The organism is Rhizobiales bacterium NRL2 (assembly GCA_001664005.1).
Lineage (GTDB): Bacteria > Pseudomonadota > Alphaproteobacteria > Minwuiales > Minwuiaceae > Minwuia.
Genome location: CP016093.1, coordinates 4,342,659 through 4,368,661 on the forward strand (window position 1 = coordinate 4,342,659; position 26,003 = coordinate 4,368,661).

Below are 26,003 nucleotides of genomic sequence, written 5' to 3' on the forward strand. Positions count from 1 at the left end.
GGCCGGCCAGCCCGCCGTGTCCAGGATTCAGAAGGCGCGCGAGCCAGCCATACCATCCCTCGCGCGCCAACCTGCATTCACCACTTCACGGGCAGGCTCATCAGGCCGCGCAGGGTGAAGGTCGGCCGCCAGTCCGGCTCCCCGTCCAGATCGAGCCGCAGGTCCGGCAGCCGTTTCAGGATCGTGCGGAAGGCGACATCCGCTTCCACCCGTGCGAGCTGCGCGCCGATGCAATGGTGGATGCCACCGCCGAAGGACATGGGCCGCACGTCCTTGCGGTCGATGCGGAAGCTGTCCGGGTCGTCGAAGCGCTCGGGATCGCGGTTGGCCGCGCCCAGCAGGCAGAGCACGTGCTCGCCCTTCGGAATAGTCACGCCGCCGACCTCGACGTCCTCCATGGCGCAGCGCCCGGTCATCTGCACAGAGGAATCGTAACGCAGCATCTCGTCGACCGCGCCCGGCACCAGGTCCGGCTCGGCCTTCAGCCGCTCGAACTGCTCCCGGTCGGAGAGCAGCGCCAGCATGCCGTTGCCGAGCAGGTTGACGGTGGTCTCGTGGCCCGCGCCGAAGAGCAGGATCATGTTGCCGACCAGCTCCTTCTCGCTCAGCCGGTCCCCGTCTTCCTCGGCCTGGACCAGCACGGTGGTCAGATCGTCCTTCGGATTCTTCCGGCGCTCGGCGAACATCTCCCGGAAATAGGCTTCCCACTGGGTGAAGCTGTCATTGGCCGCCTGCAGTTCCTCCTCGGACATCGGCGTCGGGTCGATCAGCCGCCCCGTTGCCTTGCCGCCGAATTCGAAGCGGCCGCGGTCCTCCCGGACGATGCCCAGCATGTCGCAGATGACGTTGAGCGGAAGCGGGTAGGCGAACTGGCGGATGAAATCCATCGCTCCCTTGCCCTCGACCCGGTCGAGCAGCTCGTCGACCAGCATCTGGATCTGCGGCCGGAGCCCCTCGATCCGCTTCGCCGTGAACGCCTTGGAGACCAGTCCCCTGAGCCGCGTGTGGTCCGGCGGATCCTGCGTCAGCATCCAGTGACGCATGGAGGCGTAGGCCGGATGCCTGAACACCTCCTCGCCATAGCGCTGGATGGTGCGCTGCTCGAAGCCCTTGCCGAAACGGCGGTCCTTGAGGATCGAGGCCACATCCTCGTAGCGGGTGGCGACCCAGAAGCCCATCGGCGTCTTCATCGTCGGCTGCGTGGAGCGCAGCATGTGGAAGGACGGATAGGGATTGCGCAGGAACTCGGGCGAGAAGGGATTGAACATCCCCGGCGATGGCTGCGGGCTCTGATCGTTCATGGCGTGCCTCCCCCGGCAAATGACCGGCGTTCAGTTATTTTGGCAAGCCTATCCGAAACGAAGCGCGTCCGGCAAGGCGGCCATGCGCTCGATCACCGCCGCCGCGCCCGCCTCGCGCAGCAGGCCGGCGTCGCGCTCGTGGTCGCGGTGACCGCCGCCGGTGAAGCCGATGGCTCGCATGCCCGCGGCCCGCGCCGCCTGGATGCCGAAGGGGCTGTCCTCGACCACCGCGCAACGGGCCGGATCCGCGCCCATGGCTGCGGCGGCGTGCAGGAAAAGGTCCGGCGCCGGCTTGCCGCGCTCGACCATGGTGGCGGAGTAGAGTCGTCCCTCGAACAGGTCCAGCAGACCGGTCGTCCCGAGGGTGAGGCGCATCTTCGATATCTCGCCCGAGGAGGCGACGCAGGCTGGACGGGCGATGGCCGTGACGGCCGCCCGCACGCCGGCGATGGGCTTCACCTCGCGGGCCAGCACCTCGGCGGTGAGGCGGCGGATGTCCGGGACGAAGCTGTCGGGCAGGCGGACACCATGGTCGCGCAGGGCGATCTCGGCGCAGCTCCCGAGCGAAAGGCCGACGAAGGTCGACATCACCTGGTCGAGCGTCATGTCGAGGCCGTGACGCTTCAGATACTCGGCCAGCACGCGGTTCGCCGGCGGCTCCGAATCAACCAGCACGCCATCGCAGTCGAAAATGATCAGTTCCGGTTCAGTCATCGCGCCGCCAGTATCCTTCGCGTTCGAGCCAGCCGATCGCGTCGCCGAGCATTGGCTCCAGCGGCCACGCGGCCAGGCCCAGCGCTGCCGCCGGGTTCTCGGCCACGGGCTTCAGCCGCCGCGCCAGCCGGACTCCCTCCAGTGAGGCTCGCGGCGGTTTCCCGGTGACGCGCGCCGCCGCCGCCATCGCCGCCGCCGAGACCCAGGCGAGTCCGTAGGGAATCGTCCGCGTCGGCATCGGACGGCCGCTCAGCCGCTCCACGATGCGCAGCATCTCCGAAAGCATCAGATTGTAGCGGCCCAGCACATAGCGGACGCCGGGCTCGCCCCGCTCGGCGGCCAGCACGTGGCCTTCCGCGACCTCGCGCACGTCGATCAGGTTGACCTCGAAATCGAGGAAGGCCGGGTTCCGGCCCTGCAGGAACTCCAGCAGCATGCGCGTGGGCGGCGTGAGGTTGGCGTCACCGGGACCGAGCGGCATGGTCGGCGCAACGGCGATGATCGGCGCGCCCTCGGCCACGCGGCGGAGCGCGAACTGTTCGGCGCGGTACTTCGCGCGGGTATAGGCCCCCGGCATCGCCGCCGCCGAAGCCCCGTCCTTCACGTCGATGGCGTGCGTTGAGGTCAGCACGATGCGGCTGGCCCCGGCCTCGATGGCCGCATCGATGACCGTTTCCGCGCCGCTGCGGTTGGCGCGGTCGAAGTCATCCGCCCCCCTGGCCCAGAGCGACGGGTCGCCGGCGACGTGGAAGACCCGCTCCGCGCCTGCCACCGCCTCGTCCACCGCCGCGGCGTCGAGAATGGAGGCCCGGACAAGCTCCACTCCGGCCACCTCCTCCGCGAGCGGTGCGGTATCCAGCACCCGGACCCGCCGTCCCCGCGCCTGCAGCGCCGCGACCAGATGCCGGCCGATGAAGCCGCATCCGCCGGTGACGAGATCGAGGTCACCCATCGGCGGGACAGACCAGCAGGCCGCTGTCGAAGGCCGCGCCGGCGATGAAATGGCCGCCCGCCTCGATCACCGAAGTGGCGCCGGAGAACAGATCGCCTTCCGGGTCGTCGTAGATCGTGGCCACCGATTCGCCGGCAAGGTCGATCCGCAGCAGGCGGGATGGCGCGGTGGCGAAGCCCGGGACACGCAGGCTGTAGAGACCGAAGCGCCAGACCGACGGGTGAACCGCCAGCAGCAGCCGGCCGCCGGAATCCCATGAGAGGTTGTCCCCGCCGCCCTCGGTCGGCAGCGATGCCGAGTCTCTGGCCAAGGCCACCTCTGCGTCAAACTGGCGACGGACGAAGAAGCGCGTCAACACGGCCTCGCGCGACATGGAGACGATCACGCCGCGCTCGTCGCCACCGCCGGGCAGTGCCGCGATGCCATTCGGAAAGCCCAGATCGGCCTCCGCGGCCGACAAGCCGTCGACGATGTGAGCGGTCCGCGCGCCGCTTCCCAGATGGATCAGCACGACCCGCCCGCGGTTCTGGCCGGTCGACAGCTCCAGCCAGCGGAGCCAGCCGCCGCAATGCTCCCGGTCCAGGGTGACGGCGACCACGTCGGCGTCGACCCAGTCCAGATCGTTGGCCGCGCACAGATCCGCACCGCCCACCGACCTCCGGAATTCCAGCGTCCCGTCCGGTCGAACGAGATACTCCTCGATCATCGTTCCCGGCCGGCCGAAACGGTCGTAATGCCGCTGCCAGGCGCGATGATTGATCACGGCGAGGCGGTACCCGCCTGTCGGCTCCGGCCTGATCGCGAGGCCGTGGGGGATGACGTCGTCGGCTCCGTGCGGGCCGCCCGGCGTCAGCAGCCTCCCCGCCGGCCGGCCGCCGATCAGCACCTCATCGAGGCCCACCGCATAGAGCCCGGAACGCGGCCCTTCGCCGGCCGCCCCTGCCCAGCGGTCGTGGGCCGAAAGGATCAGCCTGCCGCTCGGCGGATGGATGGCCAGATCCTCGATGCCGGCCAGAGACCGGCCGGCTTCGTCGAGGACCTCGACGGTCCGGCAATGCTCCGGTCCCAGCGTCGCCGCCGGGAGAAGGAACAGCATCAGAAGCGCCGCGACCGCCCTCATGCCGGCGTCCGCACCTCGTATCCCAGCGCCTCGATCTCCTCGGCCCAGTGGCTGTTCACCAGTTCGATCACCTCCGGCGGCATCCTGAATTCGTTCTTGCGATAGGACCGGATACCATCGAGATAGCGGCGGAAGTCATCAATCGATGTTTCGAAACCTTGCAGGTCCAGCGCCGCATAGGCCCGGCGCAAGGTCTCCAGGGGATCGGCGTCGAGTTCCTCGTAGCGGAGTTCGACGTAACTGCCCGCATCGAGGCCGGCGCGGTCGGCGCGCAGGCGGCGCATCAGTTCCGGGAAGACCGTCAGCACCGCACGGTCGATGTCGACATGCGCATGGTCCTGCAACGCCAGCTCGGGCAGCAGCCTGGCGTAGAAATTCCGCATCGAGACGAAGATGTCGTAGGGATCGCGGACCATGTTGATGAACTTCGTGCCCGGAAACATGCGCGAAAGCTGCGCCACCCGCCCGGTGTAGACCGGGTTCTTGATCAGCAGCCGCCGCCCCTTCTGCGCCAGGACGAGCTTGGCGTAGAGGTGACGCACGCGCCGCTCCCACGCCGCGACCCTTTCGTCCTCGACGCCCTCGAAGAAAAGACCCGCCTTCAGGTGATCCTCGAAGCGGCGCGGAAAATAGAGCGCATGATAGAAGGACAGCGTGGTCATGGAGGCGAGCGCGATCTCGTCCTCCTGCGGCGAATCCGGCGTCACCGCCACGTTGTCGATGGCGCGCCCCTTCGGCAGGGCCTTCTCCAGCAGCGGCCGGAACAGCCCGCCGATCAGCAGCAGGTCCCAGGGCAGGCCGGTGGCGATGGGCGGGACATAGGCGAAATCCCCCTTGGCCATGATGTTGTAGAGGTGAGTCGTCCCGCTGCGCCAGTGGCCGACGATGAAGACCGGCGGCGGATCGAGGCGCTTCGGTGCGGCGAGACCGGCGTAGACCCGTTCCAGCGCCGAGAACGGCAGCCGCCCGACCACCGAGCCCGCGATGCCCGCCAGCCGCAACAAGCTTGCGCGGTCAACGCCGCCATTGGCCGTGAGCGCGCGGATCAGCGTCGACGGATCGGCCCCGGAGAGCGGATGGGCCAGGGTTCGTTTCGGCTGCGCCGTCATGACCCGCCTCAGTGCCTGACGGTATCTGAGAAGAGCTGGATCACGACCACCCCGGAGAGGATCAGCGCCATGCCGGCGATGGCCGGCGGGTCGAGCCGGTCGCCGTAGAGCACGAACCCGGCCAGGGCGATCAGGACGATGCCGAGCCCGGACCAGACGGCGTAGAGCACCCCGATCGGGAACCGCTCGACCGAAAGCGAGAGCAGAAAGAAGGCCACGCCATAGCCCGCGACCACGATCAGCGACGGCCACAGGCGCGTGAAGCCCTCGGTCGCCTTCAGCGCGCTGGTTCCCACGACCTCGCCCACGATCGCCCCCAGAAGATAGAGATAGTGCATGGCTTCGATCCTCGGACTTGGCGGGACGGCCCGCGCCGGGTTAGAGCAGGCGCGCGTTTAGCATGAAAGGCGATACAGATGGAAAAGGGCGCTTGCCACCCCTATCGCGGCACCTGGCCCGAAATTGCCGACGACGTCTTCCTGGCCCCGGGCAGCCAGGTCATCGGCGACGTGAAGATCGGCGCGCGGTCCAGCATCTGGTTCAATTGCGTCCTGCGCGGCGACGTGAACCATATCCGCATCGGCCAGCGCACCAATCTGCAGGACGGCACGGTGGTCCACGTCAATGGCGGCGGCAGCCCGACCATCATCGGCGACGACGTCCTGGTCGGCCACAAGGTGATGCTGCACGGCTGCGAACTGCAGGACCGGTCCTTCGTCGGCATGAATTCCATCATCCTCGACGGCTGCGTCATCGAATCGGGCGGCATGGTCGCCGCCGGCGCCTTCGTCACGCCGAACAAGATCGTCCGCAAGGGCGAACTCTGGGCCGGCTGGCCGGCCAAGTGCCTGCGGGAAATCACCGATGGCGACCGCAAGCTGATGGAGCGCGGCGCCCCGCACTATGCCGAACTGGCCGCCGAGTATCGCGCCCTTCAGAACTGACTGCCGGCGACAAGCGAAAGCGCCGCCGCGACGGTGACCGGCCAGCGCAGACGCGGATACCACTCCGGCCCCCAGCCCTGGCGCGCGAACAGGTGATCGATCACGGCCCACAGCACCAGACATCCGGCCAGGATCAGATAGCGGAGCTGCGGCGTGATCTGCGGCAGCAAGAGCACCAGCCAGGCCGCAACGGGCGGAACCATGGCCGCGATCAGGCGGAAGCTCCGCCACGAGGGATCGCCGCCCGGGGCCAGCGCGAAGCCCCATTGGGCGCCGCCGAGAAACGAGAGGATCACCGCCGCATAGACCGGCATCGAATAGCGCGCCCAGCCAAGATAGCCGCCTTCGGCCACCTGGTTGGCGACGGCGCCGCCAACGAAGGGCACAAGGCCCAGAAGGGCCAGAATCAGGGCGATTCGGGGCATTGCGGGCTCCATGTCCGACCGCCGGGCAATCTAGCGGATCACCGGCCGTCCTCAACCCGGCGCCGGGCCGTACTCGATTGACCGTCTTTCGGCGGGGGGGTACCCTGACCTCCGGCAAACATGAGGTGAAGCCATGCGTTCTCTGGTTCTCGCCCTGGCCCTTGCGGCCGGGATGGCGCCTGCCGCTGTAACCGCGTGCCCGTTCGGCAAGACCGCGGAGACGAAGACGCCGCAGACAGTGATGCAGGACACGAAGGATTCCGTCGAGTCCCAGGACAAGAAGGGCTGACCGGGTCCAGACACCTCAGATGAGCGCAATGAGAAAACTGCCGCACGCGTGGCGGCGGGCCAGATCGATACGTCCGAAAAGCCAGAAGCGGCCGCGGCGGATCATTCGCAATGTCATCTTCTTTCCGAAGATCGCGGCGACCAAGCTGAAGGAGCGCCGGGCGAACAAACGGGCCCGCCTGCTCGCCGGAGAGGCCGCCGCCGCCGCCGCCGAGGCGACCACGCCCACGACGGTCGTGCAGATGCCGCCGCAGCGGCAGTCGAACACGCGGCCGCGCTGGAGCCTGCCCGATTCCGGGCCGGTCTGCTCCGCCGGCAGCCTGGAGGTCTACATCACCCGCCACAGGGAGGCGATCCGCGCCGCCCAGGCGCTGCGCTACGCCGTCTTCTATGACGAGATGGGCGCCCGCCCCGACCCGGTGGCGCGTCGGCTCAGGCTCGACATGGACCGCTATGACGACATCTGCGACCACCTGATCGTCATGGACCGCAGCCTGGCCGACCAGGATCAGCTGGTCGGCGCCTACCGCCTGCTGCGCGGCTCGGTCGCCAAGCGCAATGGCGGCTTCTATTCGGCCGACGAATACGACCTGACGCCGTTGATGGAGCAGCCTGTCGAGAACCTGCTGGAACTGGGCCGCTCCTGCGTCGCCGCCAGCCATCGTTCCAAGGCCACGATCCAGCTGCTCTGGCGCGGCATCGCGGCCTATCTGGCCGAACACCGGCTGACCACCCTGTTCGGCTGCGCCAGCTTCCACGGCCGCGATCCGAAGGCCCATGCCGAAGCGCTCTCCTATCTGCACCACTTCCACGGCGCGCCGCCCGAGCGGTCGGTGCGCGCCCTCGACGAGCGCTATGTGGACATGGACATGGTCGACAAGGACGCGATCGACGCGCGCCGCGTCTGGAAGGCCATGCCGCCGCTGATCAAGGCCTATCTCCGGCTCGGCGGCGTGATCGGCGACGGCGCGGTGATCGACGACCAGTTCGGCACCATCGACGTCTTCGTCACCGTCGAGATGGACCGCGTCGGCTCGCGCTACTACGCCCATTTCGACAAGCGCACCGACGCGTAGAACTCACGGCCATTTCACCTCGGGCGGCAGCGACATCAGGATCGCCTCGGTGTTGCCGCCGGTCTTGAGACCGAAGGTCGTGCCCCGGTCGTAGATCAGGTTGAACTCCACGTAGCGGCCACGCCGGATGAGCTGATGCTCGCGCTGCTCGGGCGTCCATTCGCGGTGGGCATGGCGGCGCACCAGCTTCGGATAGATGTCCAGGAAGGCCTGGCCGACATCGCGGGTGAAGGCGAAGTCCCGCTCCCAGTCGCCACTGTCCAGATGATCGTAGAAGATGCCGCCCACGCCCCGTGATTCGTTGCGGTGCTTGAGGAAGAAGTACTCGTCGCACCACTTGCTGAAGCGGGGATAGTAGTCCGGATCGTGGGCGTCGCAGGCGGCGCGCAGCGCGCCGTGGAAATCGTCCGTGTCGGCGCTGTCGGGAAACATCGGCGTCAGGTCGGCGCCGCCGCCGAACCAGCCGAGCGAGGTGCGGATATGGCGCGTGTTCATGTGCACCGCCGGCACCAGCGGCGACTGCATGTGCGCGACCAGCGAAATGCCCGAGGCCCAGAAACGCCCGCCCGATTCCTTCGCGCCCTGGATCTGGCCGACGAAGTCTTCCGAGAACTGGCCCTCCACCGTGGAGACGTTGACGCCGACCTTCTCGAAGACCCGGCCGCGCATCACCGACATGACGCCGCCGCCGCCACCCTCCCGGTCCCAGGCAGTGCGCTCGAAGCGCCCCGGCGCGCGGTCGGAAAGCGGCCCCTCGTGCTCGTGCTCGATGGCCTCGAAGGCCGCACAGATGCGGTCCCTCAGGTCCTCGAACCAGCTTCTCGCCGCGCGCTTGCGCTCCTCGTCGCTCATGGCCGCTCCCTTCCGCGGTGACTGCGCCGAATTCAATGCGGCAGCGGAGCGCCGCCCGTCAACCGCGCAGCCGCCGCCCGGCCGCGCCGAGCGCGAAGGCGGCGGCGGTGACCACGTTCAGCGACCGCGCGCCCGGGGCCATGGCGATCCGCAGCCTGGCGTCGGCCGCCGCGTGCACCGCGGCGGGGGCGCCGGCGCTCTCCCGCCCCAGCAGCAGCGTGTCATCGGCGGCGAAGGCGAAATCGTCGACGTCAGTCTCGGCGGCCGTGGTCAGCAATACCAGCCGTCCCGCCGGCCGGCCGGCGAGAAATGCGTCCCACGAATCATGCAGCACGGGATCGATCAGGGCGGCGTAATCCATCGCCGCGCGGCGCATTTCCCGCGCGCCGAGCGGGAAGGCGGTCGGCCGGATCACGTCCAGTCCGAGGCCGAGACAGGCGGCCAGTCGGACGGCCGCACCGAGATTCTGCGGGATGTCGGGTTGGAACAGCGCCAAGCGCACCTCGGAATCTCCCTTTGTTTCCACGCCTTTGAAAGCGCCCGAAAGGTTCTGCAAGACCGATGCGTCTCACTGTCGCAATATGCGCCGCCAACTGGACTTGGCGACACAAACCTGATTGTTAGGCGCGTTACTGGCGCGGGGGTCGCGAATCGACGCGGGTGAGATGCGCCAGTCTAATTGAATTCGGAGGGGTTGGAGCCCATGAGCGCAGGATCCCATGGCGAGGGCGAAGGTGGCCGTCGCGATTTCCTGATCATCTCTGCCGCCGCGTTCGGCGGCGTCGGCGCCGCGGCGATGGCCTGGCCGTTCGTCGACCAGATGAATCCGTCGGCCGATGTTCTGGCGCTGTCGACCACAGAGGTTGACCTTTCGGCCATCGAGCCGGGCCAGACCGTGACCATCACCTGGCAGAAGAAGCCCGTCTTCATCCGCCGCCGCACCGAGGAAGAGGTCGCGGCGGCGCAGGCGGTGGATCTGGGCGACCTGCCCGATCCGCAGACGGACGCGGAGCGCGTCAAGGACGGCCATGCCGAATGGCTGGTCGTGCTGGCGGCCTGCACCCATCTGGGCTGCATCCCGAAGTCCGACCAGGGTGAATACAGCGGCTGGTTCTGCCCCTGCCACGGTTCGCACTACGACACGTCGGGCCGCATCCGCAAGGGACCGGCGCCGCTGAACCTTCTGGTGCCGCCGTACCAGTTCGTCTCCGACACACAGATCCTGATCGGCTGAGGTTCCAGAAGATGTCCTTCCAGACCAACAACTCGGTGATCAAGTGGGTGGACGACCGCCTGCCGGTCTTCACGATGATGCATCACGCCTTCATCGAGCATCCCTATCCGCGGAACCTGAACGTCGCCTATCAGTTCGGCTCCATCCTGGGCGTCGTGCTGGTGGTGCAGATCCTGTCCGGCATCGTGCTGGCCATGCACTACACGCCGCATGTCGACCTCGCCTTCAGCTCCGTCGAGCACATCATGCGCGATGTGAACTTCGGCTGGCTGCTGCGCTACATGCACGCCAACGGCGCCTCGATGTTCTTCATCGCCGTCTACCTGCACATGTTCCGCGGCCTCTACTACGGCTCCTACAAGGCGCCCCGCGAGATGATCTGGTTCATCGGCGTGGTCATCCTGCTGGTGATGATGGCGACGGCGTTCATGGGCTACGTCCTGCCCTGGGGCCAGATGTCCTTCTGGGGCGCCACGGTGATCACCAACCTGTTCAGCGCCCTGCCCGTGATCGGCGAGCCGATCGTGAGCTGGCTGTGGGGCGGCTTCGCGGTCGACAATGCAACGCTCCAGCGCTTCTTCAGCCTGCACTACCTGCTGCCCTTCGTGATCTTCGGCCTGGTCTTCCTGCACCTGGTCGCACTGCACCAGAAGAGTTCGACCAACCCGCTGGGCATCGAGATCAAGGGGCCGGCGGACTACATCTCCTTCCACCCCTACTTCACGGTGAAGGACGCCCTGGGCTTCGCGCTGTTCGGCCTGCTGTTCGCCTTCTTCATCTTCTTCGCGCCGAACTATCTGGGCCATCCGGACAACTACATCCCGGCCGACCGGCTCTCGACGCCGGCGCACATCGTGCCCGAATGGTACTTCCTGCCGTTCTACGCCATCCTGCGCGCCATTCCCGACAAGCTGATGGGCGTGATCGCCATGTTCGCGGCCATCGCGGTGCTGTTCGTGCTGCCCTGGCTGGACCGCTCCAAGGTGCGTTCGGCCGCCTTCCGGCCGCAGTACAAGCTGTTCTTCTGGATCTTCGTCCTGGACTGCATCGTGCTCGGTTATGCCGGCAGCCAGCCGCCCGAAGGCACCATGCTGGTCGTCGGCCAGCTGGCCACTGCGTACTATTTCCTCCACTTCCTCATCATCATGCCGCTGCTCGGCTGGTTCGAGCGGCCGAAGCCGCTGCCGACCTCGATCGCCGAGGCGGTGCTCGGATCCGGCAAGACCGCGTCGGCGGATGCCACAGCCGCGCCGAAGGAGAAAGCGTGACCATGGCTCATCCTGTTGTGAAAACGCTGGCGGCCGCGCTGCTCGCCGTCGGCCTCGGCACCGGTGCGGCCCAGGCCGCCGGGGAAGCCAAGCATCCCAAGGATGTCGAGTGGTCCCATTCCGGTCCCTTCGGCACCTATGACCGGCCCTCGGTGCAGCGGGGTCTGCAGGTCTACCAGCAGGTCTGCGCGTCCTGTCACGGCCTGCGCTTCGTGGCCTTCCGCAACCTGCAAGCCATCGGCTTCTCCGAACCCCAGGTGAAGGCGATCGCCGCCGAGTACACCATCACCGACGGGCCGAACGACGCCGGCGACATGTTCGAACGGCCGGGCAAGGACTTCGATTATTTCCCGGAGCCGTTCCCGAACGACAAGGCCGCCGCCGCAGCCAATGGCGGCGTCGCACCGCCGGACCTCTCACTGATGAGCAAGGCCCGGCCGAACGGCGACAACTACCTCTATTCACTGCTCACCGGCTATGGCGAGAGCGAGACCGCCGGGGAGGAGCACGGCTGCTCCGCCACCAACTACTACAACCCCTACTTCTCCGGCGGCTGCATCGCCATGCCCCCGCCGCTGGCCGAGGGTCTGGTGGAATACGCCGACGGCACCGAGGCGACGCCGGAACAGATGGCGCATGACGTCACCGCCTTCCTCGCCTGGGCCGCCGAACCCAAGATGGAGGAGCGCAAGCAGCTGGGCTGGAAGGTCATGCTGTTCCTGATCGTGCTGTCCGTGCTGCTCTATCTCGCCAAGCGCCAGATCTGGGGCCGCCTGCACTGACGCAGCGCACCGGCTTCCATCCGGAAAGAAGGCCGTGGCGTTCGCCGCGGCCTTTTTTTTGAGTTAGCGTCAACCCATGGCCAGCGAGAGAAAAGCCGACGGCAGGCGCGCTTCCGGGTTCCGGCTGAGGCCCCCCGTTGGCGGACCCGCGGCGGCGCCGCCCGCGGGCGACGAGGGGCCGGCGGCGCGCGTCGGCGTCCTCGAACTCGCCGGGCGCTCCTGGACGATCCTGCTGCGTCACGCCGACATCTTCATCATGCTGATGTGGCGGCCCTTCGCGGTTTCCGTCGCGGCGGCCTATGGCGCCATCGAACTGAGTCCCTATTCGGGTCCGGGCATCGCCGGCCTGCTGTTCACCATCGTCAGCATGATCGCGGTCGTGCCCGTCATCACCGCCTGGCACCGCATGGTGCTGATGGGCGCCGACAACCCGTCCGCGCGCGTGGTCTACCGGCTGGGACGCGCCGAGTGGGCCTATCTCAAGGCGGCCGCGGTTCTCTATGGCCTGGGCTATGTCACCGGCTTGGCGGTCACCGCGATCTACGGCCCCCTGCTGGGCGGCCCGATCCTGTGGCTGGTCCAGGCCGGCTACGACCCGTGGGGTCTGCTGGCGGCCTGGGGGGCCCCTGCCGTGAACTGGCTCTGCATCGCCGTCATTCTCGGCTTTCTGGTGGCGCGCTTCTTCCTGGTGCTGCCCGCGCTCGCCATCGGCGGCGCCATGAGCTTCGCCGAGTCGGCGGCAGCCACGCGCGGCAACGGCGCGCGCCTGGTCTGCGCCTTCATCCTGGCCAGCCTGCCAGCGGCAGCGCTGACGGCCATCTTCGATCTCCCCGCGGCGGTGCTGGCCACGGAGCGGGCGGCCGACCAGAAGTTTCTCGACCTGATCCTCGTCATCCTGCCCCGCATCCTGCTCTACACCGTCGCGGTGGGCATCCTGTCGCTGGCCTATGAGCGGCTGGTCGGTGTACCCCGGCGGATGATGCGCTAGTATCCGCGCGGATCATTTGCTGGAGGGTGACTTGAGCCAGGACGAGGCGATCGTGGGGGTGATCGGGGGCAGCGGCCTCTACGGGATGGACGGGCTCACCGACACCGAGTGGCGGCGGATCGAAAGCCCCTTCGGACAGCCGTCGGACGAGTTGCTCTTCGGGCGGCTGGGCGAGACGCAGATGGTCTTCCTGCCGCGCCACGGACGCGGCCACCGCCTGGGCCCGAGCGGCATCAACTACCGCGCCAACATCGACGCGCTGAAGCGCGCCGGCTGCACCGACATCATCTCGGTATCGGCCTGCGGCTCCTTCCGCGAGGAACTGCCGCCGGGCTGCTTCGTCATCGTCGACCAGTTCATCGACCGCACCTTCGCCCGCGAGAAGAGCTTCTTCGGCAACGGCATGGTCGCCCACGTCTCCATGGCCGATCCCGTCTGCTCCCGCCTGGGCGACGCGCTGGAAGCCGCGGCGAAGGAAAGCGGCATCTTCCATGTCCGCGGCGGCACCTACCTGACCATGGAGGGACCGCAGTTCTCCACCAGGGCGGAAAGTTTCCTCTACCGCGACTGGGGCTGCTCGGTCATCGGCATGACCAACATGCCTGAAGCCAAGCTCGCCCGGGAAGCGGAGATCTGCTACGCGACCGTCGCCATGGTCACCGACTTCGACTGCTGGCACGAGGACCACGCCCATGTCGACGTCGAGGCGGTGCTGAAGGTGCTGCACGACAACGCCGAGAAGGCGCAGAAGCTCGTGGCCGCGACGGCGCCGAGGCTTGCCGGCCGCCGGGCAGCCTGCGCCGCCGGCTGCGACCGGGCGCTGGAAGTGGCCCTGATCACCGCGCCGGAATCGCGTGATCCCGATGTGATCGCCAACCTGGACGCGGTCGCCGGACGGGTGCTGCGTTGATGGCGCTGGACGATATCCGGGACCTGATCCGGACGATCCCCGACTACCCGAAGCCGGGCATCATGTTCCGCGACGTGACCACGCTGTGGTCGAACGCGCGCGGCTTCCGCACCGCCATCGACCGCCTGGTGCAGCCCTATGCCGGCGTGCGCATCGACAAGGTCGCCGGCATCGAGGCCCGCGGCTTCGTGCTGGGCGGTGCGGTGGCGCATCAGCTCTCGGTCGGCTTCGTGCCGGTGCGCAAGAAGGGCAAGCTGCCCTGGGACACCATCGCCGAACACTACGAGCTGGAATACGGCACCGACACGATCGAGATCCACACCGACGCCATCCGCGAAGGCGAGAACATCCTGATCGTCGACGACCTACTGGCTACCGGCGGCACCGCCGCCGGCGCGGTGAATCTGGTCCGAAAGGCCGGCGGCACGGTCGTCGGCTGCTGCTTCATCGTCGATCTGCCCGATCTGGGCGGCAAGGCGAAGCTGCGGGAGATGGGGCTGAGCGTGATGACGCTCTGTGAGTTCGAAGGCGACTGAAGCGCGAGGGAGAACCGCCATGTCACACGGCATCACCGGCATCGATCATCTGGTCATCGCGGTCGAGGATCTGGAGGGCGCGCGTGAAACCTGGGGCCGGCTCGGATTCACCCTTACGCCGCGCGGACGGCACCGCGACATGGCCACCGGCAACTACTGCATCATGTTCCCGTCGGACTACGTGGAACTGATGGGCATCATCGACCCCGACCTGCCCGACCGCGGCCTGCGCGAGCGCATGGCCCGCAATGGCGAGGGGCTGGACCGGGTCGCCTTCGCCGTTCGAGACGCCGACGAGACCGCCGCCGCGCTGAAGGCCTCGGGCTATGACATCAGGGGGCCGGTCGACCTGCGACGCCCGCTGGAGCTGCCCGAGGGCGAGGTCGAGCCGCGCTTCCGGCTGATCCTGCTGCCCGACGGCGCCGCGCCGGTGATCAACGGCTTCATCTGCCACCACGACACGCCGGAGATCGTGCGCACGCCCGAATGGCTGGACCATCCCAACGGCGTCCTCTCGATCGCCTCGCTGGTCGCCGTGGCGGAGAACCCGGCGTCGCTGGCCGAAGCCTGGCAGAAGCTGCTGGGACCGGGCTGCACGGTGCTGACCGACGATACGCTGACGGTGCATACCGGGGACACGGCGATCATCTTCGTCACGCCCGATCACCTGTCGCTGATGTACCCGGCCGTCGCCGACGATGAATTCCCGCCGCCGCCGTACATGGCCGCGGCGACCTTCCGCGTCGCCGACACGGCGGCCACGGCGAAGGTTCTGGACGACCGCGGCATGCCCTATCGGCTGGACCCCGACGGCTCGATCCAGACCGCGCCTGCCGACACCAACGGCCTGCTGGTAGGCTTCGAGAGCTGAAGCGGTCCCGGAACCGGTCCGGGGCCGATCCAGGTGGCGTTACGGGCCGGCGACCATGCCGCCGTCGACCGGCAGGGCGACGCCCGTGACATAGGACGAACGGTCGGACAGCAGCCACAGCGCCGCTTCCGCGATCTCCTTCGGCTCGCCCAGCCGCTTCATCGACGTCGAATCGCTCATCGCCTCCAGCGCGCGCGGATGATGGCCGGTCAGCGTGTCCAGCATGCGGGTCTTGATCGGGCCCGGGCAGACGGCGTTCACGCGGATGCCCTTGCGCGCATATTCCATGGCCGCGGCCTTGGTCAGGCCCACCACGCCGTGCTTGGAGGCGATATAGGCCGGCATGTACATCGAACCGGCGATGCCGGCGATGGAGGCCGTGTTGACGATGGCGCCCGGCTTGCCGGCCTTCAGCATCGCCCGGATCTCGGCGCGCATGCACAGGTAGACGCCGGTCTGGTTGACGCCGACGACGCGGTTGAAGTTGTCCAGCGTGCTTTCGTCCGTGCGCCCCCAGTCGCCTTCGATGCCGGCGTTGTTGAAGGCGCCGTCGATCTTGCCGAAGGCGTCGATGGTCTGCCGGATCAGGCCGTCGGCCTCTTCCTCGCTGGCCACGTTGGCCGTCGTCGTGCGGACCTTGCCGCCCGACAGCTCGGCCGTTTCCTTAAGGCCGTCGGCATTGAGGTCGGCGGCCAGCACCTGCGCGCCCTCGCTGGCGAACAGCACCGCCGCCGCCTGTCCGATGCCGCCGGCTGCGCCGGTGACCAGCACCGCGCGTCCCTCTAGCAATCCCGCCATGATCTCCTCCCCTGTTCATGGTTCCGCGAATTGATAAGCTAGCGTACAAAATCCGGCAAACGCAAAGCGAACTGGGGAGGACTGCACCGTGCGCGGACTGAAGGACAACACCATCATCGTCACCGGGGGCGCCAGCGGCATCGGCCGCGCCATCAGCGCCCGTCTGGCCGAGGAGGGCGCGCATGTCGCCATCTTCGACCTCAACGGCGATGGCGCCGAGGCGGTGGCGAAGGAAATCGGCAACGGCGCGAAGGGCTTTGCTCTCGACATCGCCGACCACGATGCGGTCGTTACCGCCGTCGACCGGGTCGAGCGGGAGATGGCGCCGGTCGACGGGCTGGTGAACAACGCCGGCTGGGACAAGATGGTGCCCTTCCTGAAATCCGACCCGGCGCTGTGGAAGAAGATCGTCGACATCAACCTGTTCGGCCCCGTCAACGTCACCCACGCGGCGCTGTCGAAGATGGCGGAACGCGGCCGGGGCCGCATCGTCTCGCTGGCCTCCGACGCCGGCCGGGTCGGCTCGACGGGCGAGGGCGTCTACTCCTATTGCAAGGGCGGGGTCATCGCCTTCATGAAGACGCTGGCCCGCGAGCACGCGCGCCAGGGCATCACCTGCAACACCGTCTGCCCCGGCCCGACCGAGACGCCGCTGTTCACCGGCTTCGACCCGGAGGGCAAGATCAAGACGGCGCTGGAGCGTTCGATCCCGCTGCGCCGCCTGGGTCAGCCGGAGGACTATCCGGGCATGGTCTGCTTCCTGCTGTCGGACGACGCCGCCTTCATCACCGGCCAGGTGATCAGCGTCTCCGGCGGCCTGACGATGAACGGATAAGGCAGCCCTCCCGATCCGGCGTCTCCGGGGACCCGGACAGAACAGAGGCGCCGCCGGAAGGCGCCAGGCGGATTCGAACAAGCGGAGAGAGAAAGAGACAATGGAACTGCAGGACATCATCTACGAGGTCGAGAACCACACCGCGACCATCACCATCAACCGTCCCGAGGTCTACAACGCCTTCCGCTACCGCACCGTGGTGGAACTGATCGAGGCGCTCTACGACGCCGGCTACGACAAGGACATCGGCTCAATCGTGCTGACCGGCGCGGGCGAGAAGGCCTTCTGCACCGGCGGCGACCAGAAGAACCATGACGGCCAGTACCAGGGCGGCGTGCGCGGCACGGTCGGCATGCCGGTCGAGCAGCTTCACGCCGCCATCCGCGACATGCCCAAGCCAGTGATCGCCAAGGTGCGCGGCTACGCCATCGGCGGCGGCAACGTGCTGGCGACGCTCTGCGACCTGACGCTGGCCGCCGACACGGCGATCTTCGGCCAGGTCGGCCCGAAGATGGGCTCGGTCGATCCGGGCTACGGCACCGCCCTGCTGGCGCGCTGCGTCGGCGAGAAGAAGGCGCGCGAGATCTGGTATCTCTGCCGCCGCTATTCGGCGCAGGAGGCCTGCGACATGGGCCTGGTCAACAAGGTCGTGCCGGCCGCCGATCTGGATGCGGAAGTCCGCCAGTGGTGCGACGAGATCAACGAGAAGAGCCCGACCGCGATCGCGCTGGCCAAGACCTCGTTCAACGCCGATTCGGAGAACATCAAGGGCATCGGCGGCCTCGCCTTCCAGGCGCTGCGTCTCTACTACGACACCGAGGAATCCAAGGAGGGCGTCACGGCGCTGAACGAGAAGCGCAAGCCCGACTTCCGCAAGCACGTGAAGTAGACCAACCGGCGTCATCCCCGTTCGAGCGCAGCGAGACGCGGGGATCGGGTGAAATGCGGGCATCAGGGTGCTTCAGCGGCCCGATGCCCGCGCGCCTGCGGCGGCGGGCATGACGCCGGATGGTTCAGGTCCGCGCCGGCCGCTCCCGCCTGAGCAGCAGCGCGGCCACCAGGCCGATGCCGGTCGAGCCAAGCATGATCAGCAGCAGCGTCAGCGGCGCGTCCGCCCGGGTCAGCAGCACGCCGGTTATGAGGGTGAGCGCGGCGCCGACGGCGACGGTGAGCGCGCCGGTCATGCCGGCGGCCGTGCCGGCCAGGTCGGGGCGGATGGACATGATGCCGGAATGGGCGCTGGGCATGGTCAGCCCGTTGCCGATACCGACGAAGATCATCGCGCCGAAATAGGTCCAGAGGCTCAGATGCCCGCCCAGCAGGACGGCGGCGCCCAGCCCCAGCCCGACGAAGGCGACGATCCGGCCGGCCAGCATCATCTGCACGATCCCGATCCGCCGCGTCAGCCGTGTGGAGAGGAAACTGCCCAGCATGAAGCCGGCGGTGATCGAGCCGATGAGAACGCCCAGCATGGCCGAGGAAATGCCGAAGCTCTCGGTGGCGACCAGCGGCGCCCCGGCGATGAAGATGTAGAAGCCCGCCGTCGACGTGGTCATGCAGGCCAGGAAGCCCCAGAAGCGCGGGATCCTGAGCAGCGTGGCGTAGCCGTGCCGGACACTCTCCCCGCTGCCCCTGGCGTGGGTTTCCCCCATGTCGGCAAAGGCCAGCGCCGCCATCGCCAGTCCGGCGGCGGCGTAGAACCAGAAGTTCGCCCGCCAGCCGAAGGCCGTGTCGAGCACGCCGCCCAGCACCGGCCCCAGCATCGGCGACAGCGCCATCGCCATGGTGACGTAGCTGATGCGGGTCGCGGCGTCCTGCGCCGTGGTGGTGTCGCGCACGCTTGCCATGGAGAGCGCGAGGCAGGCGATCACTGCGCCCTGCAGCATGCGGAAGGCGAGGAAGGTCTCGATGTCGTCCGACAGGGCGCAGCCCACGGAGGCGGCGGCGAAGATGCCCAGCGCGCCGAGCACCACGGGCCGCCGGCCGATCCGGTCCGAGAGCGGCCCGGCGACAAGCTGCACGATCGTGGTGACCGCCAGATAGCCGCCGACCGCCAGGCTCATGGTGGCGTAGTCGGTCGCGAACGCCTCGGCCATGTGCGCCAGCGCCGGCAGGAACAGGTTCAGCGACGAGACCGCCGTGGCGGTCAGCAGGATCAGCGTGATCAGGTGCGGCGGCGTACTCGCGGGGCGCATGGGAACGGTCTCAAACAGCAGGCCGCGGAAACACCGCGTCATCCCCGCCTTGTGCGGGGATCCGGTATCCGTGGGCAATCATGGATCGCGGCGCCGCCAAGCGAATAGGCCAGGTCGCGCCAGTCGGGATTCGAAGCTTCTATTGTCTTCAGTTTCCACGCCCGCGGCCACCTCTTGATACGCTTTTCCCGCCGTATCGCCATGTTCGGATCGTCGTGGCGCTCATACCAGGCGAGGTGCCGGAGGCCATAGCGTTCGCTGAAGCTGCCCGCCGTGCCGGCGCGGTGCTGTTCCATGCGCCGCACGAGGTCGTTCGTCATCCCGACATAGAACGTCCCGTTCCGGTGGTCGGTGAGGATGTAGACGAAACGGTCCCGAGCCATCAGTGGATGCTGCGTCGGCCTCAGAATCCGCACAAGTCCGGAAAGGCCCGCCCACTCATTGTCATCCCCGCCCCCCGAACGGGGTCAGGGGCAAGCTTGTGCGGGGATCCGGGGGGCCGAGAGCGCGTTCTGATGCGTTCGCGCCTTGCCTCGGCCAGAGCAACCGGATGCCCGCACGGGGGCGGGCATGACCAGCGGTGTATGCTGTCGTTCAGCGACTCGCTTCACCCCTCCGAGAACGCCAGCGCCAGGCGGCAGCGGATCTCGCGGAAGCGGACGCGTTCGGGCGGGTTGGCGCGCTCGACATAGACCGCCAGTTCCGGCAGGCCGTCCAGCAGGTCCTCGAAACGGTCGTCGGGCAGATGGAAGCCGAACACCGCGCCCTTGCCCCCGGCGCGGCGCTGGTCGGCGATGCGGCCCTCGACGCGGGAGATGCAGTCGCGGATGCGGGACATGGCGTCGCCCGGCTCCAGCGCCGTGACGCAATCGATGCTGTGTATCATCTGCCTCATCCGCAAGGTGAATTTGCAACCGGGACCGTTCAGCCCGACCCCCGCGCCGCCGGCGCCGGCCGGCCTCAGCCCTTCAGGCTGATCAGCGACAGGAACTCGCGCCGGAGGGCTGCATTTTCCAGAAAGCTGCCGCGCATCACGCTGTTGGTCATCTGCGAGGCGGTGTCCTTCACCCCGCGCCAGTGCATGCAGAAATGTTCCGCCTCGACGACCACGGCGAGCCCGTCGGGTTCGACCCGCTCCATCAGCAGGTCGGCGATCTGCATCACCGCCTCCTCCTGGATCTGCGGCCGGGTCAGGACCCACTCGGCCAGACGGGCGTATTTCGACAGCCCGATGAGACTGGACTCGCTGTTCGGCATGATGCCGATCCAGAGCCGTCCCATGATCGGGCACAGATGGTGGCTGCAGGCGCTGCGCACCGTCACCGGACCGACGATCATCAGTTCGTTGAGATTGGTCGCGTTGGGGAATTCGGTGACCGGCGGCGGGGGCTGGTAGCGGCCGCGGAAGATCTCGTTGACGTACATCTTCGCCACCCGCCGGGCCGTATCGCGGGTGTTGTGATCGTTCTCGGTATCGATCACCAGGCTCTCCAGGACCCCCTGCATGCGGTCGGCGACCTCCGCCTCCAGGGCCTCGATCTCGCCGGGTTCGATGAAGCCGGCGATACTGTCATTGGCGTGGAACCGTACGCCGGCGTCCTTCAGGCGCTGGCGGATCCGCGCCGAAGCGGGCCGCTCCGAGGCGCCCTCCCGATCATCCTTGCCTGTCATCCGGAACCTTGTCTTCCTTCGAGATGGGAACTCCACCTTGCCGCGCCGGACCGACCGGAAACAAGGGGCTTGCGCCGGGCGTCACACCATGGCCCGCGGACGGGAATAGAGCGGATTCCAGCCGAACCGATCTTCGGCGACATCGTCGCCTGTCTCGATCCAGTGCTTCACGCCCCGCACCACGCAGTCGCGGATGCGGGACATGGCGTCGCCCGGCTCCAGCGCGGTGACGCAATCGATGTTGTGGATCACCGGGCCGCGCCTTGCCAGGAGTCTGTCAGAGTTTCGGAACAGAAGGTAAAAAACCACTGTGGAGAACCGTCTTTCGCCACCCCCGACCAGATTAGCGATGCCAGCGCGACGACGGCGTTCGCCGCTACTCGTAGAGGCATTGTCTTCACCCGGAACATGCTCCTAAATCTTCATTCGGCATTCATTCGGAAGTCGCTTCCGCCCGTTAACATACTCCGCTCATGCTGACGACGCCTCCTCACTATCCAACTAGGTGCTGTTTCAAGATTCGTGCAAATTCCCGCTAGCGACTGTCACAGTAGAATTGCCTTTTTGACGGGCGTCCGTATAAGCTGTTGTTGCGGCGGCGTGATGACCCGAACAAATGGAGAGAATGTGTTGTTAGAAATATTCGTCGGCATATTTATTACGGAGCCTATGAAATAGCATGAATACACTGATTTTCTTCAGGATTGGATTAAGCAATGATTGATGGGATTTATGTTGATGGATTTCGCTCACTTCGCGACTTTAGCATGTCAATACATTCTGGCCTAAATGTTATGATTGGAATTAATGGCTCTGGAAAAACAAACATACTAAAATTCTTTGAATTCGTTAGTCACTTTGTTGATGATAATTTAAATTCGGCAATATCAAATCTTGGTGGCAGTCGTTATCTATTTTCTCAAGAAGATAACGGAAAATCGGTAAAGCGGTTGAATTTCCTAATTTATGGAAAAATAACAAAATGGTACGGTAGCGGCGCGCGTAAGCGTACTTTTGAATATGAATATGGAGCCACAATCGCTGCTATTGCTGATCAGACAATTCTAATTGTTGCTAAAGAACAAATCAAACTCCGCCGGGCTGGTATTAAGGCAAAGTTGTGGGATTTAGATATTGTATGCGAACAAAGTGAGGAAAATGATTTTCAACCCAAAGTTCGAGTGGAAAAAATTGACAAACGGATATTTAATCCATCTCGCCGAAAAACTGGACATTTGAACTGGAGAACAGATGAATTGGAAAATGAATTACCTGAATTACTTATTGATGGAGAATCTTTTCTTAAAATGCTACAGAGGACTATTATAGAAACCCGGCAAATATTAAATGATTTGACCGGTAATACTGCTATTATGGTAGACCCTGCGAAAATTCGTGGCTCAGAAGACAGTACAAGCCCTCCTGGAATCCAAAAAGACGGTAGTGGGCTTGCCTCTACTCTTTTTTATCTAATAACTATTGAAAAAAGCATGAGACGACGGGGAAGCTTATACGTTTTTCGACTTGCAAGACAACGAAATCGGTCGGGATTTCGTTTTAGACCATCTCGGCGTATTTTTGATTCGATAAAAAGGCATGTCAATTTGGTGAACCCCCAAATAGTAGATATAGAAGTTAATAATAATATTCTTAGAAATGAAATAGAAGTCTATTTCGTTTTGGATTGTGAAGGAAGCAAGCTTCGAATCCCGCTTGAGGCCATATCTGACGGGACATTAAAATGGACATCTCTAATGACAGCAATTGCTCTGCCTGGAACTATATTTGCGGTTGAAGAGCCGGAAAACTTTTTGCACCCAAATATGCAAAATCAGATAGTAGATATAATGCGGTCCGAACTTGAGCGGCAAGGTAGAGGTGGATTCTCTATTTTGACCACACATAGCGAGACATTACTCAATGCTGTTCGACCAGAGGAAGTTGTTCTCATTAAGAATATAAACGGAAAGACTACAGCTTCTCGAATCGAAGATGTTGAGATGCTGATGAAAGAAATTTCAAAAACAGGGTTTGGTCTTGGTTATTACTACTATGCGGGCGCTTTAGATGACTGAATTTGGATTTATCGTTGAAGGGCAGTTAGAAAAAGGGTTTGTTCAAAAGGTATGCAAAAATAGACCTGTCCGAGTACTAGGTATTAACGGGGATAATGTTAATTTAGACCAAATAGTGAGACGAGCTGAGACATTGATTAATCTCATGGTAAACAAATGTGACGCAATCCTGATAATTTTTGATCGGGAAGCACGCGAAAAAGGACATGGTGAAATCGCCCGTTACGTAGAATTAGAGCTGAAAAATCTGACCGGTGAAGAAAATATATTTGTCGGTGTGCCTGATCGAGATATAGAATCTTGGATATTCGCGGATATCGATGTACCGAAAAATAGACTTGATTCAAGTCTAGAAAATCAGGAGCTAGGTGGAGATGGACATAAATCCAAAGGAAAGATGAAAAAGCTTTTTCAAAATAACTCGCAATCATACAAGGAGACAATAGATGGTGTTGACATGCTTTCTAGATGCAGACACACAACTATGTTTGAAAATAGTCCAAGCTATCGAGAATTTTCGGAGAAAGTGCCAAGAAATTGTTGGTGGTTCACTAGATAAAACATTTACCGCTTCCGGCTCTTGACGCTCGGCCTCGCCCCCGGCCGGCCGGATTTCGTGCGGCCGCGGCTGTAGCGGCCCGACTTGCCGTCCTTCGCCCCGCCCTTGCCCTTCGTCGCGCCGGGAGCGTAGGAGGCCATGGCCTCGGCCAGCCCCTTCGGCCGCGCCATGGGATCGGCGGCGATCTCCAGCTCCGCCGCCTCCAGGTGCTTGATCTGGTCGCGCAGTTTCGCCGCCTCCTCGAACTCCAGGTCGGCGGCCGCTTCGCGCATGCGCTTCTCCAGGTCGGCGATCACCTGCTTCAGGTCCTTGCCCGTCAGAATCGGCGTGTCGTCGTCGATCTCCACGGTCAGGGAATCGCGGGCGTAGACGCTCTGCATCACGTCGGAGATGTTCTTGCGGATCGACTGCGGCGTGATGCCGTGCTTCTCGTTGTAGGCGATCTGCTTGTTGCGGCGGCGTTCGGTCTCGTCCAGCGCCCGGGTCAGGCTGTTGGTCATCTTGTCGGCGTAGAGGATGACGCGGCCGTCGACATTGCGCGCCGCGCGGCCGATGGTCTGCACGAGGCTGGTCTCGGAGCGCAGGAAGCCCTCCTTGTCCGCATCCAGGATGGCGACGAGGCCGCATTCGGGAATGTCCAGCCCCTCGCGCAGCAGGTTGATGCCGACCAGCACGTCGAAGACGCCGAGGCGGAGGTCGCGGATGATCTCGATGCGCTCCAGCGTGTCGATGTCGGAGTGGAGATAGCGCACCTTCACGCCGTTCTCGTGCAGATACTCGGTCAGATCCTCGGCCATCTTCTTGGTCAGGGTGGTGACGAGGACGCGCTGGCCCTTGGCCGCGCATTCGCGGGCCTCCGCCATCAGGTCGTCGACCTGGTCGGCGACGGGGCGGACGAAGGTCGGCGGGTCGACCAGGCCGGTGGGGCGGATGACCTGCTCCACGATCACGCCCTCGGTACGCTCCAGCTCCCACGCGCCGGGCGTGGCCGAGACATAGAGCGTCTGCGGGCGCATGGCGTTCCACTCGTCGAACTTCAGCGGCCGGTTGTCGACGCAGGACGGCAGGCGGAAGCCGAATTCGGAGAGCGTCCACTTGCGGCGGAAGTCGCCGCGGAACATGCCGCCGATCTGCGGCACGGTGACGTGGCTCTCGTCGACGATCAGCAGCGCGTTCTCCGGCAGGTACTCGAACAGCGTCGGCGGCGGCGCGCCGGGCGGGCGGCCGGTGAGATAGCGCGAATAGTTCTCGATGCCGGGGCAGGAGCCGGTGGCCTGCATCATCTCCAGATCGAACATGGTGCGCTGCTCCAAGCGCTGCGCCTCCAACAGCTTGCCTTCGCCGTGGAGCTGCTCCAGCCGCACCTTCAGCTCCGCCTGGATGTGCTTGGCCGCCTGCTGCAGCGTCGGCCGGGGCGTGACGTAGTGGCTGTTGGCGTAGAGCTTGATGTCGTCGAGGGCCTGCGACTTCGAGCCCGTCAGCGGATCGAACTCGACGATCTCCTCCAGCTCGTCGCCGAACAGACTGAAGCGCCAGGCCCGGTCCTCCAGATGGCTGGGATGGACCTCGACAGTATCACCGCGCACCCGGAAGGCGCCGCGCTGGAAGGCGGCGTCGTTGCGCCGGTACTGCAGTTCGACGAGCCGCTGCAGCAGGGCGCGCTGGTCGATGCGCTGGCCCCGCTTCAGGGTCATGGTCATGTCCGAATAGGTCTCGACCGAGCCGATGCCGTAAATGCAGGAGACCGAGGCCACGACGATGACGTCGTCGCGCTCCAGCAGCGCCCGCGTCGCGGCGTGGCGCATACGGTCGATCTGCTCGTTGATGGAGGCGTCCTTCTCGATATAGGTGTCCGTGCGCGGGACATAGGCCTCCGGCTGGTAGTAGTCGTAATAGGAGACGAAGTACTCCACCGCGTTCTCGGGGAAGAAGGACTTCATCTCGCCGTAGAGCTGCGCCGCCAGCGTCTTGTTGGGCGCCAGCACCAGCGCCGGCCGCTGCACTTCCTGGATGACATGGGCGACGGAGAAGGTCTTGCCCGAGCCGGTGACGCCCAGAAGCACCTGGTCGCGGTCGCCGTTGCGGGCGCCGGCGACGAGCTCGGCGATGGCCTGAGGCTGGTCGCCCGCGGGCTCGTAGTCGGAGGCGATCTGCAGGCGCCGCCCGCCCTCGCTCTTCTCCGGCCGCTCCGGCCGCTCCGGCAGCCAGACGGGGGCCTCCGCCTCCTGCAGCGCGCGCTGGAAGGAACTGTCGATCTGTCCGAGGGAGGTCGCCATGGGGGCCAATATGCGTCAGCGGGCAGCGTTCGAAAAGGCCCGCCGGTCGACTTTTGTTCTCCGCGGCGCCCGGATCGACTGGAAGTGGGAACGATCCCCGCCCCGTCCCTCCCCCTTCACACAAGGGGGAGGGTGGACCCGCACCGGCGGGGCCGGGAGGGGGCTTTTCAACCTGCCGCTCGACCTTTGCCCTTGTCGCCTGTGGCAACGCGAGGGCACACTCC

At 65.4% G+C, this 26,003-nt stretch carries 25 protein-coding genes and 1 pseudogene; 11 read left to right on the top strand and 15 right to left on the bottom strand.

Going from position 1 to position 26,003, the window contains the following annotated elements; translation table 11 throughout:
• Positions 1 to 77: 77 nt before the first annotated feature.
• The 6 genes from TEF_20310 to TEF_20335 are packed head-to-tail and all read right to left on the bottom strand — an operon-like array spanning position 78 to position 5,534.
• Complete coding sequence (locus tag TEF_20310; protein ID ANK82883.1) at positions 78 to 1,301, bottom strand: cytochrome; 1,224 nt, start codon at positions 1,299 to 1,301, stop codon at positions 78 to 80.
• Positions 1,302 to 1,349: 48 nt separating this feature from the next.
• Positions 1,350 to 2,015: a hypothetical protein gene (locus TEF_20315; GenBank protein ID ANK82884.1), complete on the bottom strand. Its 666-nt coding sequence runs from the start codon at positions 2,013 to 2,015 to the stop codon at positions 1,350 to 1,352.
• On the bottom strand, positions 2,008 to 2,967 hold the full coding sequence (locus TEF_20320; GenBank protein ID ANK82885.1) for a hypothetical protein: 960 nt from the start codon (positions 2,965 to 2,967) through the stop codon (positions 2,008 to 2,010). The genes TEF_20315 and TEF_20320 overlap by 8 nt, the downstream gene beginning before the upstream one ends.
• Positions 2,960 to 4,087 (bottom strand): hypothetical protein, encoded by a 1,128-nt coding sequence (locus TEF_20325; protein ANK82886.1) that lies wholly within the window; start codon positions 4,085 to 4,087, stop codon positions 2,960 to 2,962. Before TEF_20325 ends, TEF_20320 begins: the two co-directional genes overlap by 8 nt.
• Positions 4,084 to 5,196: a hypothetical protein gene (locus tag TEF_20330; protein ANK82887.1), complete on the bottom strand. Its 1,113-nt coding sequence runs from the start codon at positions 5,194 to 5,196 to the stop codon at positions 4,084 to 4,086. Before TEF_20330 ends, TEF_20325 begins: the two co-directional genes overlap by 4 nt.
• Before the next feature lie 8 nt (positions 5,197 to 5,204).
• The gene (locus tag TEF_20335) at positions 5,205 to 5,534 is read right to left on the bottom strand and encodes a hypothetical protein (GenBank protein ID ANK82888.1); all 330 of its coding nucleotides are present in this window, start codon (positions 5,532 to 5,534) and stop codon (positions 5,205 to 5,207) included.
• A 78-nt stretch (positions 5,535 to 5,612) separates the two neighbouring features.
• Here TEF_20335 and TEF_20340 point away from each other — a divergent pair, with 78 nt between their 5' ends.
• Positions 5,613 to 6,140 (top strand): gamma carbonic anhydrase family protein, encoded by a 528-nt coding sequence (locus tag TEF_20340; protein ID ANK82889.1) that lies wholly within the window; start codon positions 5,613 to 5,615, stop codon positions 6,138 to 6,140.
• Here TEF_20340 and TEF_20345 read toward each other — a convergent pair.
• A complete protein-coding gene (locus tag TEF_20345; protein ID ANK82890.1) occupies positions 6,131 to 6,577 on the bottom strand; it encodes a hypothetical protein in 447 nt (148 codons plus the stop codon). The two genes, TEF_20340 and TEF_20345, sit on opposite strands and share 10 nt — an antisense overlap.
• Positions 6,578 to 7,095: 518 nt before the next feature.
• Between TEF_20345 and TEF_20350 the strand changes: the two genes are divergently transcribed.
• Positions 7,096 to 7,929 carry a hypothetical protein gene (locus TEF_20350; GenBank protein ANK83631.1) on the top strand — a complete coding sequence of 278 codons (834 nt, stop codon included), beginning with the start codon at positions 7,096 to 7,098 and terminating at the stop codon, positions 7,927 to 7,929.
• 3 nt (positions 7,930 to 7,932) lie between these two features.
• On the opposite strand, the gene TEF_20355 is transcribed toward TEF_20350, so the two are convergent.
• Together TEF_20355 and TEF_20360 are read right to left on the bottom strand one after the other, a co-directional pair.
• On the bottom strand, positions 7,933 to 8,781 hold the full coding sequence (locus TEF_20355; protein ID ANK82891.1) for a coproporphyrinogen III oxidase: 849 nt from the start codon (positions 8,779 to 8,781) through the stop codon (positions 7,933 to 7,935).
• Between the two features lie 58 nt (positions 8,782 to 8,839).
• The gene (locus tag TEF_20360) at positions 8,840 to 9,283 is read right to left on the bottom strand and encodes an rRNA methyltransferase (protein ANK83632.1); all 444 of its coding nucleotides are present in this window, start codon (positions 9,281 to 9,283) and stop codon (positions 8,840 to 8,842) included.
• A gap of 201 nt (positions 9,284 to 9,484) precedes the next feature.
• Here TEF_20360 and TEF_20365 point away from each other — a divergent pair, with 201 nt between their 5' ends.
• The 7 genes from TEF_20365 to TEF_20395 all read left to right on the top strand — a co-directional run bounded on the left by TEF_20365 (position 9,485) and on the right by TEF_20395 (position 15,370).
• Positions 9,485 to 10,015: a ubiquinol-cytochrome c reductase iron-sulfur subunit gene (locus TEF_20365; GenBank protein ID ANK82892.1), complete on the top strand. Its 531-nt coding sequence runs from the start codon at positions 9,485 to 9,487 to the stop codon at positions 10,013 to 10,015.
• Between the two features lie 11 nt (positions 10,016 to 10,026).
• Entirely contained in the window at positions 10,027 to 11,283 is a 1,257-nt protein-coding gene (locus TEF_20370) for a cytochrome B (protein ID ANK82893.1), read from the top strand.
• 2 nt (positions 11,284 to 11,285) lie between these two features.
• Positions 11,286 to 12,065, top strand: coding sequence for a cytochrome C (locus TEF_20375; protein ANK82894.1), 780 nt, complete (start codon positions 11,286 to 11,288; stop codon positions 12,063 to 12,065).
• 76 nt (positions 12,066 to 12,141) lie between these two features.
• Positions 12,142 to 13,053 carry a hypothetical protein gene (locus tag TEF_20380; protein ANK82895.1) on the top strand — a complete coding sequence of 304 codons (912 nt, stop codon included), beginning with the start codon at positions 12,142 to 12,144 and terminating at the stop codon, positions 13,051 to 13,053.
• 31 nt (positions 13,054 to 13,084) lie between these two features.
• Positions 13,085 to 13,963 (top strand): methylthioadenosine phosphorylase, encoded by an 879-nt coding sequence (locus tag TEF_20385; GenBank protein ANK82896.1) that lies wholly within the window; start codon positions 13,085 to 13,087, stop codon positions 13,961 to 13,963.
• A complete protein-coding gene (locus TEF_20390; GenBank protein ANK82897.1) occupies positions 13,963 to 14,499 on the top strand; it encodes an adenine phosphoribosyltransferase in 537 nt (178 codons plus the stop codon). Before TEF_20385 ends, TEF_20390 begins: the two co-directional genes overlap by 1 nt.
• A gap of 19 nt (positions 14,500 to 14,518) precedes the next feature.
• A complete protein-coding gene (locus TEF_20395; protein ID ANK82898.1) occupies positions 14,519 to 15,370 on the top strand; it encodes a hypothetical protein in 852 nt (283 codons plus the stop codon).
• Positions 15,371 to 15,409: 39 nt separating this feature from the next.
• On the opposite strand, the gene TEF_20400 is transcribed toward TEF_20395, so the two are convergent.
• A complete protein-coding gene (locus tag TEF_20400) occupies positions 15,410 to 16,168 on the bottom strand; it encodes a hypothetical protein (GenBank protein ID ANK82899.1) in 759 nt (252 codons plus the stop codon).
• Between the two features lie 88 nt (positions 16,169 to 16,256).
• Here TEF_20400 and TEF_20405 point away from each other — a divergent pair, with 88 nt between their 5' ends.
• Together TEF_20405 and TEF_20410 are read left to right on the top strand one after the other, a co-directional pair.
• On the top strand, positions 16,257 to 17,003 hold the full coding sequence (locus TEF_20405; protein ID ANK82900.1) for a 2-hydroxycyclohexanecarboxyl-CoA dehydrogenase: 747 nt from the start codon (positions 16,257 to 16,259) through the stop codon (positions 17,001 to 17,003).
• Between the two features lie 100 nt (positions 17,004 to 17,103).
• The gene (locus TEF_20410) at positions 17,104 to 17,892 is read left to right on the top strand and encodes a 1,4-dihydroxy-2-naphthoyl-CoA synthase (GenBank protein ANK82901.1); all 789 of its coding nucleotides are present in this window, start codon (positions 17,104 to 17,106) and stop codon (positions 17,890 to 17,892) included.
• 124 nt (positions 17,893 to 18,016) lie between these two features.
• Here TEF_20410 and TEF_20415 read toward each other — a convergent pair whose 3' ends face one another.
• From TEF_20415 to TEF_20435, 5 genes and pseudogenes are all read right to left on the bottom strand, one after another.
• On the bottom strand, positions 18,017 to 19,198 hold the full coding sequence (locus tag TEF_20415) for an MFS transporter (protein ID ANK83633.1): 1,182 nt from the start codon (positions 19,196 to 19,198) through the stop codon (positions 18,017 to 18,019).
• A gap of 38 nt (positions 19,199 to 19,236) precedes the next feature.
• Positions 19,237 to 19,581, bottom strand: a complete 345-nt coding sequence (locus TEF_20420) for a hypothetical protein (protein ANK82902.1) — start codon at positions 19,579 to 19,581, stop codon at positions 19,237 to 19,239.
• Between the two features lie 224 nt (positions 19,582 to 19,805).
• Complete coding sequence (locus tag TEF_20425; GenBank protein ANK82903.1) at positions 19,806 to 20,093, bottom strand: hypothetical protein; 288 nt, start codon at positions 20,091 to 20,093, stop codon at positions 19,806 to 19,808.
• A gap of 65 nt (positions 20,094 to 20,158) precedes the next feature.
• On the bottom strand, positions 20,159 to 20,869 hold the full coding sequence (locus TEF_20430; protein ID ANK82904.1) for a GTP cyclohydrolase: 711 nt from the start codon (positions 20,867 to 20,869) through the stop codon (positions 20,159 to 20,161).
• Between the two features lie 2,639 nt (positions 20,870 to 23,508).
• Positions 23,509 to 25,770, bottom strand: a pseudogene (locus TEF_20435) (excinuclease ABC subunit B).
• Positions 25,771 to 26,003: the final 233 nt, after the last annotated feature.